The organism is Parathalassolituus penaei (assembly GCF_026626885.1).
Taxonomy (GTDB): domain Bacteria; phylum Pseudomonadota; class Gammaproteobacteria; order Pseudomonadales; family Oceanobacteraceae; genus Oceanobacter; species Oceanobacter penaei.
The window spans coordinates 414,045-429,306 of the sequence record NZ_JAPNOA010000056.1; the positions used below are offsets into that span (position 1 = coordinate 414,045).

13 protein-coding genes and 1 riboswitch are annotated in these 15,262 nt (G+C 55.0%); of the genes, 8 read left to right on the forward strand and 5 right to left on the reverse strand.

The annotated features are described in order from the left end of the window. Positions 1 to 66: 66 nt before the first annotated feature. Positions 67 to 438 carry a VOC family protein gene (locus tag OUO13_RS16535; RefSeq protein WP_283174995.1) on the forward strand — a complete coding sequence of 124 codons (372 nt, stop codon included), beginning with the start codon at positions 67 to 69 and terminating at the stop codon, positions 436 to 438. Between the two features lie 435 nt (positions 439 to 873). Here the strand turns inward: OUO13_RS16535 and OUO13_RS16540 are convergent, their stop codons facing one another. The 3 genes from OUO13_RS16540 to OUO13_RS16550 all read right to left on the reverse strand — a co-directional run bounded on the left by OUO13_RS16540 (position 874) and on the right by OUO13_RS16550 (position 4,182). Beyond that, positions 874 to 1,458, reverse strand: a complete 585-nt coding sequence (locus OUO13_RS16540; RefSeq protein WP_283174996.1) for a DUF2057 family protein — start codon at positions 1,456 to 1,458, stop codon at positions 874 to 876. A 253-nt stretch (positions 1,459 to 1,711) separates the two neighbouring features. Then, the gene (locus OUO13_RS16545; RefSeq protein ID WP_283174997.1) at positions 1,712 to 2,719 is read right to left on the reverse strand and encodes a porin; all 1,008 of its coding nucleotides are present in this window, start codon (positions 2,717 to 2,719) and stop codon (positions 1,712 to 1,714) included. A gap of 476 nt (positions 2,720 to 3,195) precedes the next feature. Continuing rightward, positions 3,196 to 4,182: a TRAP transporter substrate-binding protein gene (locus OUO13_RS16550; RefSeq protein ID WP_283174998.1), complete on the reverse strand. Its 987-nt coding sequence runs from the start codon at positions 4,180 to 4,182 to the stop codon at positions 3,196 to 3,198. A gap of 417 nt (positions 4,183 to 4,599) precedes the next feature. On the opposite strand from OUO13_RS16550, the gene OUO13_RS16555 reads away from it, so the two are divergent. The 6 genes from OUO13_RS16555 to OUO13_RS16580 all read left to right on the forward strand — a co-directional run bounded on the left by OUO13_RS16555 (position 4,600) and on the right by OUO13_RS16580 (position 11,479). Continuing rightward, complete coding sequence (locus OUO13_RS16555) at positions 4,600 to 6,450, forward strand: sensor histidine kinase (RefSeq protein ID WP_283174999.1); 1,851 nt, start codon at positions 4,600 to 4,602, stop codon at positions 6,448 to 6,450. Next, positions 6,447 to 7,826, forward strand: coding sequence for a sigma-54-dependent transcriptional regulator (locus OUO13_RS16560; protein ID WP_283175000.1), 1,380 nt, complete (start codon positions 6,447 to 6,449; stop codon positions 7,824 to 7,826). The genes OUO13_RS16555 and OUO13_RS16560 overlap by 4 nt, the downstream gene beginning before the upstream one ends. A gap of 245 nt (positions 7,827 to 8,071) precedes the next feature. After that, a complete protein-coding gene (locus tag OUO13_RS16565; RefSeq protein ID WP_283175001.1) occupies positions 8,072 to 8,923 on the forward strand; it encodes an HvfB family MNIO-type RiPP peptide maturase in 852 nt (283 codons plus the stop codon). Continuing rightward, the gene (locus tag OUO13_RS16570) at positions 8,916 to 9,728 is read left to right on the forward strand and encodes an HvfC family RiPP maturation protein (RefSeq protein ID WP_283175002.1); all 813 of its coding nucleotides are present in this window, start codon (positions 8,916 to 8,918) and stop codon (positions 9,726 to 9,728) included. Before OUO13_RS16565 ends, OUO13_RS16570 begins: the two co-directional genes overlap by 8 nt. A gap of 78 nt (positions 9,729 to 9,806) precedes the next feature. Then, a complete protein-coding gene (locus OUO13_RS16575; RefSeq protein ID WP_283175003.1) occupies positions 9,807 to 10,619 on the forward strand; it encodes an MlaA family lipoprotein in 813 nt (270 codons plus the stop codon). 62 nt (positions 10,620 to 10,681) lie between these two features. After that, a riboswitch (yybP-ykoY riboswitch) is annotated at positions 10,682 to 10,868 on the forward strand. 11 nt (positions 10,869 to 10,879) lie between these two features. Further along, positions 10,880 to 11,479: a TMEM165/GDT1 family protein gene (locus OUO13_RS16580; RefSeq protein WP_283175004.1), complete on the forward strand. Its 600-nt coding sequence runs from the start codon at positions 10,880 to 10,882 to the stop codon at positions 11,477 to 11,479. A 74-nt stretch (positions 11,480 to 11,553) separates the two neighbouring features. On the opposite strand, the gene map is transcribed toward OUO13_RS16580, so the two are convergent. Both map and OUO13_RS16590 read right to left on the reverse strand, forming a co-directional pair. Continuing rightward, positions 11,554 to 12,342, reverse strand: coding sequence for a type I methionyl aminopeptidase (gene map, locus OUO13_RS16585; protein WP_283175005.1), 789 nt, complete (start codon positions 12,340 to 12,342; stop codon positions 11,554 to 11,556). Then, a complete protein-coding gene (locus tag OUO13_RS16590) occupies positions 12,335 to 12,556 on the reverse strand; it encodes a ParD-like family protein (protein WP_283175006.1) in 222 nt (73 codons plus the stop codon). Before OUO13_RS16590 ends, map begins: the two co-directional genes overlap by 8 nt. A gap of 322 nt (positions 12,557 to 12,878) precedes the next feature. Here OUO13_RS16590 and OUO13_RS16595 point away from each other — a divergent pair, with 322 nt between their 5' ends. Continuing rightward, complete coding sequence (locus OUO13_RS16595; RefSeq protein ID WP_283175007.1) at positions 12,879 to 14,921, forward strand: NADPH-dependent 2,4-dienoyl-CoA reductase; 2,043 nt, start codon at positions 12,879 to 12,881, stop codon at positions 14,919 to 14,921. The last annotated feature ends 341 nt before the right edge of the window (positions 14,922 to 15,262 follow it).

Genomic DNA, 15,262 nt, shown 5'->3' on the forward strand with positions numbered 1-15,262 from the left:
CTGACAGAAACTGTCAGTGCCTCGTGGGATTCTGAGCCGGTCAATCAAACCACTGAGGAATACCCTATGATGCACCCGGGATTTGTGCTGCTGTATGTGAATAATCTTGATACCAGTGTGGCGTTTTACAACGAGTTTCTGGCATTGCAGCCGGTTGAGCATTCCGGCGGCTTTGCTCTGTATGTTCTGCCATCGGGACTGAAGTTTGGACTGTGGCTGCGGGAAACCGTGCAACCAGCGGTGACGGCACAAGCCGGAGCGATGGAATTGGCGATTGTAATGGCAGACCAGCCAGCACTTGATGCTCAATACGATGTGTTACGCCATCAGCGGGTGGCGATTGCGCAGGCGCCGGTGCAGATGGAGTTTGGGTATACCTGTGTGGTACTGGACCCGGATGGTCATCGTTTGCGTTTGTTTGCGCCCGGTGAGGCCTGAGAAAAATAGCAGGGATTGGTCGAGTAGCGATGTTTTGGCTGTGGTGATCTGTGGGCATAAATGCCCACCCTACGTGAAGCCAGAGTAAACGCGTTGATCACCCTGTTGGCCCAGCGTAGCTGGTTGCGTAATGCCCATCTGGGCGAGCCGGAATTCACCGCAACGGCCGACCCGGCCGGGGCATGGATGCCCCGCGAGGCCAGGTGGCACAGGGATGTGCCGTCTGGCCGGGGTCGAAAAGCCGTTGTCGGGGAATTTCGGAGACACGAGCCCAGTCGGGCAAAAGCAGGGGGAGGCCCGCCCGGCCGGGGGACAAGGTCCCCCAAGAGGGCAAGCAGCTCTGCAAATTAACAGCTGGAGCTGCCATCGGATGTGTGACGGCGGAGTAACAGCAAAGAGCGGGGTTAACCGCTCACCACAACGGCTTCCGCCGGATTACTTCTGTTGTTCCAGCCACTTGGTGAAGGCTTCGCGTTCTTCCGGACGCGCTTTACGCCACATGTTCTGCATCTCTTTCAGGCGGGAAACATCGCCATTTTCATCCACCGGCAGGTATTGAATGCTGGCGGTTTCACCTTTCACCGGCTCGCCGGTGATCTTCTGTTTGGCACCAATCAGCCAGATCGGGGATTCCTCACTCAGTTCCTGCGCTTGTTGGCGATCTTTGACCGGCGCGTGGGTCAGGACATAACGCTGGCCCGCTTCGAAATCGTTGTCGATGGCAACCGGATGCCAACGAATGATGTAGCCGGATTCATCCGGGGTGTTCCAGTTGCCTTCGTACTGCACGACGATGCGCAGCTGGCCTTCTGGAACCTGCAGGCGATATTGGCCATCGGCGAGGTTTGGCGATGAAACCGGACGGCCATCAATCGCCAGTACCTTGAGGCTCGATGGCACCAGAATTTCGACGTCGCCTTCGCCAACAGTGACGAGATCACTGCCAGACTGGACGGATGAAATGGAGCAGGCGGACAGAAAGAACGCCACTACGCTCAGGAAAACCTTGAAAGTATTCATGTGTCTGCAATCGTTTCGCTGGAAAATGTCGACCATTTATTTGCGTGATATGGCCGTTAGTGCGAAGAATACCGTATTGGCGAAGTCAGCCAATAAGCCATTGGCAGTATGCCGGGGGGGTATTTCGATACTCGCCGGTCGCGAATCCTTGCGGGGAAACGGACACCAGGCGGTGTCCGTTGGGAGTACAACCAGGAAAACGGCGTCCGAGCCCCAAATTGTCGGCGCCGTTTTCCCGGTTGTGACTGCTTTATCAGAAGTCCAGACGTACACCCAGTTGGGCGGCAGACATGTCGTCACCGGTAGAGGGTGTGCGAGTGTCATCGCTGTTCAGAACTTCATAAGACGCCCAGGCACTGAAGGTTTTGGTCAGGGCGTGGATGTACTCAACCTTGGTGGACGCTACGTCGCCTTTGGCATCACAGCTGTCGATGGCATAACGGCCATGCAGTTTGTCAGCACCAATCATGTAGGCAGCGTAAACGCCGGTTGCAGAGCGTTTTTCGCCGCTGCAGCTACCAACACCGCTAACGCCGTCGGCGGTGATATAACCGCTGGAGCCGCCGTGCAGGTCAAATTTGGCACTTTGCTGATGACGGTAGACAGACAGGGTTACCTTGTCGTTCAGCTTGTACCAGGCGCGAACACCGGCCAGACGGCCTTTGTTATCACCGCGTTGGTCTTTCTGCAGGGCTGCTTGCAGGGTCAGGGCATCAACCTTGTAGTCACCGGCAACGGTCCATGAATCGACGTTGTCACCATCGCGGTCTTCGGTCAGCAGGCCAGCAGCCACGCTGTAGTTGGCACCGGTGAACTGGTAATGGGTCAGTTCGTCGTCACGGGAGGTGCCCAGACGGATGGTGTCGTTGCCATCAGCGAAGTACGGGCTGCGAACATAGGTGTGGAACAGGGTCGCTTGTGAGCCGTAAGTCAGTTTGCCGAAATCACCTTGCAGGCCAACGATGGCATAACGCAGGGTAGGTGCGGCTTTCTGTTCGAAATCTTCACCGTCTTCGGATACCAGGCCGTATTCCACCTGACCCAGACCGGTCAGACCGTTATCCATTTTCAGAGCGGCTTTAACGCCTACTGCGGATGAGTAGTCACGGCCGTTAATGGAATCGGTGGAAACGCCAGCATCTACTTTCTCCAGGCCTGTACGCAGGGTGCCATAAAAGGAGGTAGACAGTTCTTCGGCTTGTACCAGGCTTGCAGACAGCAGGGTTGCAGACATGGCGATGGCGAGTTTGGTCATTTGCATGAGATGGCTCTCTTTTTGTTTTTATGGTCGTTGTTATGTGCATTACCCGTTGCGGGTCTTCCCGGAAGAATGCCCGGGTAATGTTTTCTTCAGGCAGCACTTCACCACAACCGCAGGTTTTGTCCGCGGCTGGGAGAGTGTTTTATCGCTAGGGATCCTCTGAATAACTCGGTGCCCGCTCTGGCTTATCGGGATGGTGATGAATCACGAAGCCGGTTTGATGGCATAGCGGGCTACGTCGAAAACCGGCGACACCGAGTCATCGCCATCCCGAAAGCCCCGAAGGGCGCGGGCTGCAGCACGTTTGAGCGGTGTTGACGAACTTGAAAAGGACTCGTCATTTCGCTGCGTTCGTCGCCTTGCTCACACGCGCTGCAGCACTCGCGCAGAGCTGTGCAGAGTTATTCAGAGTGTCCCTGGGGATAATTTGGCCGGGCGCACACTTGTGGTGTGGCCGGCCAGAGAATGAAAGCCGATTAAGGATTGTTGGCTTTCAGTGCGGCGTTAACCAGGTCAGCGCCGATTTCGTCGATGAACATGTTCCATACAGGCTTCATGGCATCTACCCACTGCTGACGTTCTGCGTCGGTCAGAGTGATGATTTCAGTTTTGCCGGAGTCTAGGATGTGCTGACGGTCAGCAGCGTCCTGTTCGATAGCAACCTTGTTGCCGTAAGCGATCGCTTCGTTCATGGCAACGGTCAGCTTGGCGCGAACGTCATCCGGCAGGCCGTACCAGAACTCGGAAGAGGTCACAACCATGTAATCCAGGATGCCGTGGTTGGTTTCAGTTACGTACTTTTGAACTTCGAAGAACTTGGAAGCGTAGGTGTTGGACCATGGGCTTTCCTGACCATCAATTGCTTTGGTTTGCAGCAGGGTGAACACTTCAGCAAATGGTTTTTTCAGCGGAATCGCCTGAACAGCTTCGAACTGCGCCTGCAGAACGTCAGAGGTCATGATGCGGAATTTCTTGCCGGAGATATCAGCAGGAACCCGGATCGGGTCGTTAGCAGACAGCTGTTTCATGCCGTTGTGCAGGAAGCCCAGACCAACCAGCATCTTGCTTTCCATGGACTTCAGCAGAGCCTGGCCTTGTGGGCCGCGTTGGAAACGGTCAACTGCGTCGATGTCTTTGAACAGGAATGGCAGGTCGAACAGTTGCAGCTGGTCAGTGTAAGCCTGGAACTTGGACAGAGCAGGAGCAGCCATCTCGATGTCACCCAGCTGCATGGCTTGCAGAACGGTTTCATCGGTGTACAGCTGGGAGTTAGGGTAAACCTTTACTTCTACCTGGCCTGGCAGGGCAGCTTCAGCGAGCTCCTTGAATTTCAGAGCCATTTGGCCCTTAGGAGTGTTTTCTGCCACGACGTGGGAGAATTTGATTTCGATTGGCTTGGCTTCTGCTGCATTGAAGGTCAGCAGGCTGGCGCATGCCAGAATGGAAGCGACTAAGGTTTTCATTCCTGGTCCTCACTTTTATTTTAGTTTGAAGGGCATGGGATATCCGGCACGGGTGCCAGTGGTTCTCCAGTGCTTGATCCTGAAAAGCAACCGGTGTGCCAACTTTTGTAAATGCGGCACGCGTCATGCTTGAATCAGCATAGCGTTTGCTGGTTCAAAAGCCGTGATCAGAGTCGGATTAGAGCCTGCCAGGCCTGACTGGCTGCGGCTTGAGTGCCTTGTGGATGCCAAGCAAAATGGTCGGACCGGAGTGTGTGGACGATTTATGGTCTAGTGCCAAAACAATGACAAAGATGCCAGTAGACGACAATCCCACATGATTGTTGGTAAGAGCTGGTCAATTACAGGGTGATCAATGGGTGGAAACACCCCCATAAGCAAGTGCGGAATGGGTGGTATTTTGCCTTGGGAGCAAATGTGATCAAAAAATGGCTGGAAGGCAGGTCTGCCTGGTTCTGGACGACGGTTTTGCTGGCCGTGGTCTGGCTGGGTGGAATCCTGGTGGTGGTGGCCACATCCTGGCGACTTCATGAAGAGCAGGCCATCAGCGAACTGGATCTTGAAGCAGGGCAGTTGGCGGGTGAGCTCGACCATTATCTGAAGGGGTTCGAGAACATCGCACCGCAGGTAGCAGCCCTGCGTACGCTGCGTGGCGCACTGATGAACCCATCACCGGATGGTATGGACACGCTCAACCGCTTTTTGTTCCAGACCAATAAAAGTCTGGGCAGTGAAAATATTTTTGTACTCAACATGAACGGGCTGGCGATTGGTTCCAGTAACCATGCCGATGCCAATAGCTTTGTGGGTTACAACTTCGCGTTTCGGCCGTATTTCCAGCAAGCCGTATTGGGTGAGCCTGGTAGCTATTATGCAAAAGGGGTGGTTTCCACCACACGCGGGTACTTTTTCTCCGCTCCGATTCTGGAAAATGGCCGGATTCTGGGGGTGGCGGTGGTAAAAATTTCACTCGAAGAGTTGTTCGCCAAACAACGTCGCGAAGGTCATCGCTACATCCTGGTGGGGTACGACTCGATTGTGTTTGCGGCTTCCGAGCCCGAATGGGAGCTCAGAAGCCTGCAAGCCATACCGGAAAGTCAGCTGCGCAGCCTGCGGGCGTCACGTCGTTATGGCAATGCGTCGCTGGCGCCTTTGTACCGAGGGGATGAATTCGACCCATTACAAAGCCGTAACCTGATTCTGCCGTCCAATGCCGTGAGTTATCGCTATGTCGTCGGGCGGGCCTTGATTCCCGACGCCGGTTGGCAGCTCTATACCCTGATGCCGCACAGCGAAATCCTGCGCCGTACCTTGCAGTTCAGTGCCTATTATTCGCTGATTTTTGGTCTGCTGGTGGTGTGGCTGATGTACTGGAAAAAACGCCAGGAAGTGCAGCGCCACGTACGTACCATGAACCAGGAGCTGGAGCGGCGGGTGACCGAACTGACCTCGGAGTTGACCGAGTCTAACGCCGAACTGCAAGAGCTGGTGGCGCATTACCAGCGGACCCAGAATGAGCTGGAATCCACCCAGGACCAGCTGATCCAGACGGCCAAGCTGGCCCTGTTAGGGGAAATGTCGGCGGGTCTGAATCATGAGCTCAACCAGCCGCTGCTGGCACTTCAGACCTATGCTGAAAACAGCCTCAAGCTGGCTGAGCGGGGCAAGTTCGAAACGGTCAAAAGCAATCTGGGTGAAATCCTGCAAATCACCGGCACCATGCACGCCATTGTGTCGCGCTTCAAGGTGTTTGCGCGTCGTTCGCCGCCAGAGCCACGCCGGGTAGAGGTGGGTGAGGTTATCGACTCGGCACTGGTGATTATGAAACCGTTGCTGAACAAGGTCGGTATCCAGATTCAGGTGCCATCGCCGAAGTCACAGGCAGTGATTTTCTGCGAGCCGGTGCAGATTCAGCAGGTGCTGGTGAATCTGGTGACCAACGCCGCCGAGGCTATGCAGGAAGTGGACCCGGATTGGCGCCCGAAACAGCACCTGATTTCGATTGAAGTGCTGCAAGTGGAATCTCGGGTGGAAATCCGGGTCAGTGATAATGGCCCGGGTATTGCTAAGGATATGCAGAACCGGATCTTCGAGCCCTTCTTTACCACCAAAAGCAAAGGGCTTGGTATAGGTCTGGCGCTGTCACGGCGAATTCTGGAGGCGCTGGCGGGTTCCTTGAGTGCCGAGCCGGGTCGTGACGGTGGTTCCGTATTTATTATCAGTCTGCCAGCGGTGGCGACTGAAACGTTCGATGGAGAAACACGATGATGGAAGTGCTGGTAGTCGATGATGAGGAGCTGGTGCGTAAATCGCTGGCCCAGACTCTGGAAATCGAAGGCGCGGATGTCGTGACGGCTGCCAATGGCCGTGAAGCACTCGCTCATATCCACACCGGCTGGGCCGGGGTGGTGGTTACTGATATCAATATGCCGGTGATGGACGGTATGGCGCTGCTGCGCGAGATTCGGCTGATCGATGCCGATCTGCCGGTCATCATGCTCACTGGCCATGGTGACGTGTCGATTGCCGTGGATGCCATGCGTCAGGGTGCCTATGACTTTCTCGAAAAACCCTTTTCAACCGACGTTCTGCTGGAAACCGTCCAGCGTGCCCAGGAAAAACGCCTGCTGACTCTGGAAAACCGCCGCTTGCGGCAGGAAGTCGAAGTACAGTCCCGGCCGGGGCCGCGAATTATTGGTAACCATCCGGATATCCGCAAACTGCGCGATACCCTCAACCATGTTAAAGATACCCCGGCCGACGTGCTGATCAACGGTGAAACCGGTTGTGGTAAAGAACTGGTGGCGCGTTATCTGCACACTCACAGCAAACGCAGCAGCAAGGCGTTTGTGGCCATCAACTGTGGTGCGATCCCGGAAAACCTGATCGAAAGCGAGCTGTTTGGCCACGAAGCCGGTGCTTTTACCGGTGCTGGCAAAAAACGGGTGGGAAAATTCCAGTACGCCAACGGCGGCACACTGTTTCTCGATGAAATCGAAAGTATGCCGATGGTTCTGCAGATCAAGATGCTGCGGGTACTGGAAGAGCGCAAGGTCGAGCCGCTGGGCAGTAACCAGCAGATTCCGCTGGATATTCGTATCATTGCCGCCACCAAGGTTGATCTGAAAGAACTGAGCGACAAGGGTGAGTTCCGTCTCGACCTGTATTACCGTCTGAACGTGGTGCAGGTGCATATCCCGCCGCTGCGTGATCGTCGTGAAGACGTCCCCATCCTGTTTGAGCATTTCGTGTGGGCCGCCGCTAACCGTTACGGCGGTAGTGAAGTGCCTGCGCTAACCAGCGCCATGCGTCAACAACTGATGGCTCATGACTGGCCGGGCAACGTGCGGGAGCTGCGCAACCTGGCGGAATGTTTTGTGCTGCTCGGGCCTGAACGTGCCTTTGATAGCGCACTGCGTACCGAGGCGGGATCGGGTGGCCGGATTTCACTGGCTGAGCAGGTCAGTCGGTATGAAGAAATGCTGATTCGTGAAGTGCTCACCCGTCATCAGGGGCGTTTGAAAGACGCTCAGGAAGAAATGGGGCTGGGGCGCAAAACCCTGTATGAAAAAATGAAAAAGTACGGCCTCGACAAACAGACCTTCAAGGGTCTGAGTGCCGATGACGTAGCGTCCCTGCAGTAATCCTTCCGTCATAACCAGCCGGAGTTATTCCCTTGCAAGCGTTGGGGAATACTCCGGTTGTGACTCGCTTGTCCTGTCTGCCCTTTGATTTTTTTGTGTCTTTTTCGGCTGCCATACCTGTTTGACCTGTCTTTGATGTGGCAAGGCACGCCAGCGGCAACTATTTTTCAAACAGACCTGTAATCAAAAGTCATCTGGTCCGACTAACCAGCTGACACTCTCTGGTTTGTGTGGCGGATACTGATATGAATTTTCCCGTAATGGGCGCGGGCCTTGGTTTGCGACGAGGTTTGCTGAATGAACTGGAAAGCCAGGTGCTGACCAGTACTGACCCGGCACCGTTTGATTTTCTGGAGTTGACTCCAGAGAACTGGATTGGTGTTGGTGGGCGTAACGCCCGGCGTTTGCGTGCGTTTACTGAACGTTTCCCGACGACCTGTCATGGACTGTCGCTGTCGCTTGGCAGTCCTGATCCTCTCGATGAGTCGCTGGTGCTGGCCGTGCGCGATTTTATGCAGGAGCACGATGTTCGTATGTACAGTGAACATCTGAGCTTTTGCAGCGCCGGTGGTCACCTCTACGATCTGATGCCAATTCCCTATACACCAGAAGCTGCCCGTTATGTGGCTGAGCGTATTGTCCGTGTGCAGGACTTGCTGGGGCGGCGTCTGGTGATTGAAAACGTCTCGACCTACGCCGAACCCGGCAAACAGATGGATGAAGCGGATTTTGTGCGGGAAGTGTTAACACTTGCAGACTGTGATCTGCTGCTGGATGTTAACAACGTCTATGTGAACTGCCATAACCACGGTGGTGACCCGCGTGCCTGGATTGCCACCATGCCAACGGCACGAATCGCCGGTATGCATATCGCGGGGCACTATCAGGAGTCGCCGCAAATCCTTATTGATACCCACGGTCGCCCGGTAAAAGAAGATGTCTGGCATCTGCTTGAATATGCCTATCAGACGCATGGGGTGATTCCCACCCTTCTCGAACGTGACTTCAATTTTCCGCCGTTACGCGAGTTGCTCGACGAGGTCAGCCACATTCGCAACATCCAGCACAAGGTCAGCGTCGGAGGTGGGCATGAGTAACGAGCAGCCAGACGGTAACTTCCAGCCGCTGCAACAGCAGCTGGCAAGTTACATTCGCACCTATGGCGACAGCCCGGCTCCTGATGACGTTGCGCCTGAGCGTCTGGAGATTTATCGCGACCTGTTTGCCAACAATATTCGCAATCTGCTGGCGACAACCTTTCCGGTCACTTCAAAAGTCCTGACCAGTCCGCGCTGGCGTTTGTTGACCCGTGATTTTCTGCGCGAGCATCCTTGTGAAACGCCGTACTTCGCCAAAATCAGCGAGGAATTTCTGGCGTATCTGCGTGGACGCGCTGGTAAGCCAGTCGCTCATCAGGACCCGCCGTGGCTGTACGAGTTGGCTCATTACGAATGGCTGGAGCTGGCAGTAGACCTGGCGGAGGACGATAACGGCGAACGTTGGCCGTTGGATCATGGTTCCGATGGTCTGGACGAGTGGTTGTGTGATGGCTGTGTGCGCCCAACCCTGTCGGCCCGAGCTGGGGTTTATCATTATCCGGTACACATGATTGCGCCTGATAATGCCACCCCGGCCGAAGTGCTGACCACCTTGCTGGTGTTTCGTGATGACTCCGACAAGGCCCGTTTTTTACATACCAGCCCGTTTACGCTGGCGTTATTCGAACGCCTGCAGGCCAATGCACTGCGCGAGCCAGAGCAACAACGTGTTGCCAATGTGGTGCTGGACGAATTGCTGGAAAGCTTCGGACTCAGCCAGCAGGCCGCTGCGGTCGCGGGTGGTCACGAAGTCTTGCGCGGCTGGTGCCGTCTGGGCATTTTACGCAAGGATCGGAAAGACTGATTCGCTGGTCGGTCATCTCTTGGTGAATGGCGTTTGCGCTGTTTTAATAGCCGCCAAAAGAAATCAGGGATTTTCAACATGTTGAATTCACGAAGCCGAGACTGGTTTGACCGTGGCCGCTCCTGGTTGTTGTCGGGCTCGTTGCTGCTGGCGACGCTGACCGCTGGGTCAGTGGTGAGTGCTGCAGAAAAGGCCGATCCTGACCCGTGGGAAGGCTTTAACCGTAGTATGTTTGCATTTAACGACCGTCTGGATCGTTACATTGCCAAGCCGGTTGCCAAGGGCTACCAGGCGATTACGCCAAAACCGGTCGACGAATCGGTTACCCATTTCTTCTCCAACCTTGGAGAGGTTCTGGTGATTGTGAACGACGTGGGTCAGCTCAAGATTGGCCAGGCAGCGTCTGACACGGCGCGTTTTCTGGTGAACAGCACCGTGGGTTTCTTTGGTGTGTTTGATGTGGCCACCCACATTGGTCTCAAAAAACACGACGAAGACTTTGGTCAGACGCTCGGCTACTGGGGTGTTGGCACGGGCCCTTATCTGGTGTTGCCAATTCTGGGGCCAAGCACGGTACGTGATAGCGTTGGTACTGGTATGGAGTGGGGCTCCGGTATTACCTATACCAATACCGTTGATACCACGGGCGAAAAAGTGGGGCTGTTTTCGGTCAAGATGGTGGATACCCGTGCGGATCTGCTGTCGGCTGAAAGTATGATCACCGGCGACCGGTATGTGTTCCTGCGCAGTTTGTACCTGCAACGTCGTGAGTATCTGGTTAACGATGGTGTCAGCAACGACAGTTTTGATGATTTCGGCGATTTTGAAGAAGACGATGCTGAGTGGGACGACAACTGGGACAGCGAACCGGCGCCAGGCAAGGCAGAATAATTCCGTTTGGCGAAAAAGGGTGTTGATCCGGGGTGACAATCCCGGATCAGGCCGTTATGATGCCGTCACTCTTGGGGGAGTAGTCTGACACCTGTTCAGTGAAACACGTGTCGTGTGCGTCAACATTCTTGAGCCTCATTGCTCATGGCGTACACAGCCCATCGCGGTTTGACGAGACCTGAGACAAACATCCGGGGCACTTTAACGAGGGCGGCCTCCGGGTTTGTCTCTGGTTATTCGCCGCCCCCGGAACCATTCAAATGTTTGATCCAACTTTGATCGATTCCCTTGTGAACAACGGTTTTGCGTCGTCTGCAATTGCTGTCACTCTGGCAGAAATTGGTGACAAGACCCAGCTGTTGTCGCTGTTCCTGACTCTGCGTTTTGCCAATAAACCGGCTCTGGCCCTGGGTATTCTGCTGGCTACCTTGCTGAACCACGGCGTGTCTGCCTGGTTGGGCTCCTGGCTGGGGGTGGGTCTGGATACCTGGTTAAACGCCAGTTACGTGCGTTGGATTCTTGCGGCCAGCTTTATCGGTATGGCGGTGTGGGTACTGGTACCAGACTCTGAAGACGATGAAGATTCGCGCTTTATGAGTATGGGTGCCTTTATGGCCACGCTGGTGCTGTTCTCGCTGGCGGAAATTGGCGACAAAACCCAGATTGCAACGGTGTTGCTGGCGGCTGAATGGCAGTCTGTATTCTGGGTAACCGCTGGTACTACTGTGGGTATGCTGATCGCTAACCTGCCAGTGGTCTGGTACGGCGAGCGTGTCATGAAGGTGCTGCCACTGGATCTGGTGCGTTACCTGACCAGTGCGGCGTTTGCTGTGATGGCACTCTGGACCCTGTTCGGCTGAGCGGGTTCCGGGAGGCAAACAAGCGGATCATTCTCTGATCTGCTTGTTCGCTTGCAAGCCGTTGGGCGTACGGTTTAACCGATGCGCCATTCCTGCGGTTCTTCGGGCCGCAGGGTTAATACTTCAAAACCACCGGCGGTTACCGCAATGGTGTGCTCCCACTGGGCTGACAACTCGTTATCACGGGTGATGACCGTCCAGCCGTCTTTCAGGGTTTTGACCCGCGCTGTACCAACGTTGAGCATCGGCTCGATGGTGAAGGTCATACCCGCTTCCAGGCGTACACCACGACCGGGCAATCCGTAGTGGTGAATCGCCGGATCTTCGTGCATCTGTTTGCCAATACCGTGGCCGCAATAGTCCGTCACTACCATGTAGCCGTGCTTGCGGGCATGACGGTCAATCACATGGCCAATATCGCCAGTGGTGGCGCCGGGGCGAACTTCGCGAATACCCAGCCACAAGGCCTCGTAACAGACATCCACCAGCTTGTTGGCGGCTTCCGATGGCGTGCCAATCCGGTACATCTTGCTGGAATCGGCGATATAACCGTTTTTCTCGAGGGTGATGTCGAGGTTAACGATGTCACCGTCTTTGAGAATGTCATTGGCGGACGGTACGCCGTGGCAAACCACTTCATTAATAGAGGTATTCAGCGAGAACTGGAATCCGTACTGGCCTTTGCTGGCCGGACGGCTGTGCAGCTCCTGCACAATAAACTGCTCGGTCAGGCGATCGATTTCCAGCGTGCTGATACCGGCTTTGACATGGTGGTCGAGGTAGGTAAATACCTGTGCCAGCAGACGTCCGGATTCGCGCATCAGCGCCAGTTCTTCACTGTTCTTGATGGTGACTCTAGCCATTGCTCACCATTCCTTCCTTGCTGGCTTGATCCTGAAGGTCAGCCAGTTTCAGTTGTTCGCGGATCAGTTGTTGATAGGTTTTGTCGGGATTGGACTCGGCCAGCATGCCGATGCGGATCCAGAATTCCGCCTGTGCATTGATGGAGCGCAGCATGGTGGTGCTGGCCTTGCGCAGGTCATCGTGAAGTTCATCACTGATACGGATAATACCCATGTATACACTCTGTATATAAAACGTATACGGAGTGTATTGTCGAAGTTGTGTTTCGGCAACGGCTTTTCGGCTGCAGCACTCGGCATACACCGGAACTGAGACCTGTTTTGGCAAAACAAGTGCCCGCATTGCTGTCTTCACCTGCAAGGTCTGGCTGGTATTCTGGTTGGATTGTCGGGTCAGATCTCTTTGCTGGCGAGGTTGATTGCTTCTATTTGTGTAAAAATTTCATTGCTGTCGTTATTTAAAAGCATAAAATAAGTGTATCACTGAAGCGCTCGTTTACCCTCAACGACACAACAAGAACAAGAGAAACGCATTCATGTCTGCATACCCGCATCTGTTTGAACCCCTTGATCTGGGTTTTACCCGTTTGAAAAACCGGATTGTGATGGGCTCCATGCACACTGGTCTGGAGGATCGTCCATGGCATTTTGGTCGTCTGGCTGAATACTTTGCCGAACGGGCGCGGGGTGGAGTGGCCTTGATGGTGACGGGTGGGTTCTCACCGGATCGTGCTGGTGATTTGACACCGTTTGGCTCCAAGCTGAATCACGGCTGGCAGGTGCCATTCCATCAGCGAATTACCCGCGCGGTTCATGAACACGACAGCAAGATTCTGCTGCAAATCCTCCATGCGGGCCGTTATGGCTATACCCCGTTTTGTGTGGCACCGAGCGCCATTCAATCGCCGATTACACCCTTCAAACCCCGTGAGTTGTCGGCGAAGCAGATTCGTTCAACGATTAATGCCTATGCCCGAACGGCGCGTCTGGCCCGCAAGGCGGGTTACGACGGCGTCGAGATTATGGGTTCCGAGGGGTATCTGATCAGTCAGATGCTGTCGGCTCGCACCAATCAGCGGGATGACGAGTGGGGCGGCAGTTTTAGTAATCGCATGCGATTCCCACTGGAGGTTGTACGTGCGGTGCGCGCGGCGGCTGGTCATGACTTCATTCTGATGTTCCGGATGTCGATGCTGGATCTCGTCGAACAGGGCGCCAGTGGTCCGGAAGTGCTGGAGTTGGCGCAGGCGCTGGAAGCCGAAGGCGTAAATATTCTCAATACCGGCATTGGCTGGCATGAAGCCAGGGTTCCGACCATTGTCACCTCGGTGCCGCGCGCCGCGTTTGTGGACGCCACTGCTCAGGTGCACAAGGTGGTGAAGATTCCTGTGGTAGCTTCCAACCGTATCAATATGCCGGCCACCGCGGAGGCGATTCTGGAAGCCGGGCAGGCTGATCTGGTGTCGATGGCGCGTCCGTTTCTGGCTGACCCGCAATGGGTGGTGAAAGCTGGGGAAGGGCGTGCTGACGAGATCAATACCTGTATCGCTTGTAATCAGGCCTGTCTGGATCACACCTTCTCCGGCAAGATTTCCAGTTGTCTGGTGAATCCCCGTGCTTGTCATGAAACCGAGCTGCTGTATATCAAGGCGGTCGTGCGTCGTCGGGTTGCGGTGATTGGTGCTGGGCCTGCTGGTCTGGCTTGTGCGACGGTCGCGGCCAGTCGTGGTCACGAAGTGACTCTGTTTGAGGCTTCCGGCCGTATTGGTGGCCAGTTCCGACTGGCGGCGACCATTCCGGGTAAAGAAGAATTCCGCGAAACCTTGCGGTATTACCAGCGCCAGCTGGAGTTGCTGGGTGTGGATGTGCGGCTCGGGCAGGCGGTGGATGCTGAGCATCTGGCGGTAATGGGGTTTGACGACGTGGTGGTGGCGACCGGGGTCAAGCCGCGCGTGCCATCCATTGAGGGCATTGATCACCCTTCGGTGATGACGTATCAGCAATTGCTCAGTGGTGAACGCACCGCCGGTAAGCGAGTCGCGATTCTCGGGGCTGGCGGCATCGGTTTTGATGTGGCGGAGTACCTGGCCGAAGATGGTCATTCGCCAAGCCTGAATCCCGAACTCTGGCAGCGGGAATGGGGGGTAGACCCGATCAGCCATCAGGCGGGTGGTTTGCGCAAGCCAGAGCTTCGTCCGGCCGCGCGTCAGTTATACCTGTTGCAGCGTAAGCCAGCGCCACTCGGTAAGGGGCTTAACAAGACTACGGGGTGGGTGCATCGGGCGGCGGTTAAACAGAAGGCGGTGCAGATGCTGGGCTCGGTGGCCTATCAGAAGATTGATGATGATGGTGTGCATGTGCTGGTCGGTGAAGGGGATGCTGCAAAGAAACGCGTGCTGGCCGTTGATTCCGTAGTGCTCTGTACGGGCCAGGAATCGGTGAATCAGTTGTTTACCCAACTGCAGGCTCTCGCCAATGAACGTTACCGCGTGCATCTGATTGGTGGTGCCGCGGTGGCTGCTGAAGTCGACGCCAAACGTGCAATTCGTCAGGCCAGTGAGTTGGCCGCAGCCTTGTAATACGGTTTTGCAGTCGCTGATCAGACAATTGTGATGGCTTTGAAGCCGCTGTTTCCAAATGGAACAGCGGCTTTTTTATTGATGGTATTTTTATATTGTCATCATTGGGATTTGCTATCGACAGTGTGTTTGGTGCGCGATTGTCAGGCAGTTCAAAAAATATCCAATTGCATGAAATATACTGTTTGTTTTTGCTGATGTTTTGAACAGTGCATTTTTCTTTATGAATACAAGCAGTTGCCCGGATACCCGGTTTTTATGTGCGGATATGGCTTCGTTTTTCCACTTTTTATATGTGGATATTTTGTAGCAGGTGGCGAAATAAACTTGTACAAACGGGT

Bases quoted from the DNA above. Each gene is read 5' to 3' on its own strand.
- OUO13_RS16535 (WP_283174995.1), top strand. From the start codon at position 67: ATGATGCACCCGGGATTTGTGCTGCTGTATGTGAATAATCTTGATACC.
- OUO13_RS16540 (WP_283174996.1), bottom strand. From the start codon at position 1,458: ATGAATACTTTCAAGGTTTTCCTGAGCGTAGTGGCGTTCTTTCTGTCC.
- OUO13_RS16545 (WP_283174997.1), bottom strand. From the start codon at position 2,719: ATGCAAATGACCAAACTCGCCATCGCCATGTCTGCAACCCTGCTGTCT.
- OUO13_RS16550 (WP_283174998.1), bottom strand. From the start codon at position 4,182: ATGAAAACCTTAGTCGCTTCCATTCTGGCATGCGCCAGCCTGCTGACC.
- OUO13_RS16560 (WP_283175000.1), top strand. From the start codon at position 6,447: ATGATGGAAGTGCTGGTAGTCGATGATGAGGAGCTGGTGCGTAAATCG.
- OUO13_RS16565 (WP_283175001.1), top strand. From the start codon at position 8,072: ATGAATTTTCCCGTAATGGGCGCGGGCCTTGGTTTGCGACGAGGTTTG.
- OUO13_RS16570 (WP_283175002.1), top strand. From the start codon at position 8,916: ATGAGTAACGAGCAGCCAGACGGTAACTTCCAGCCGCTGCAACAGCAG.
- OUO13_RS16575 (WP_283175003.1), top strand. From the start codon at position 9,807: ATGTTGAATTCACGAAGCCGAGACTGGTTTGACCGTGGCCGCTCCTGG.
- OUO13_RS16580 (WP_283175004.1), top strand. From the start codon at position 10,880: ATGTTTGATCCAACTTTGATCGATTCCCTTGTGAACAACGGTTTTGCG.
- map (WP_283175005.1), bottom strand. From the start codon at position 12,342: ATGGCTAGAGTCACCATCAAGAACAGTGAAGAACTGGCGCTGATGCGC.
- OUO13_RS16590 (WP_283175006.1), bottom strand. From the start codon at position 12,556: ATGGGTATTATCCGTATCAGTGATGAACTTCACGATGACCTGCGCAAG.
- OUO13_RS16595 (WP_283175007.1), top strand. From the start codon at position 12,879: ATGTCTGCATACCCGCATCTGTTTGAACCCCTTGATCTGGGTTTTACC.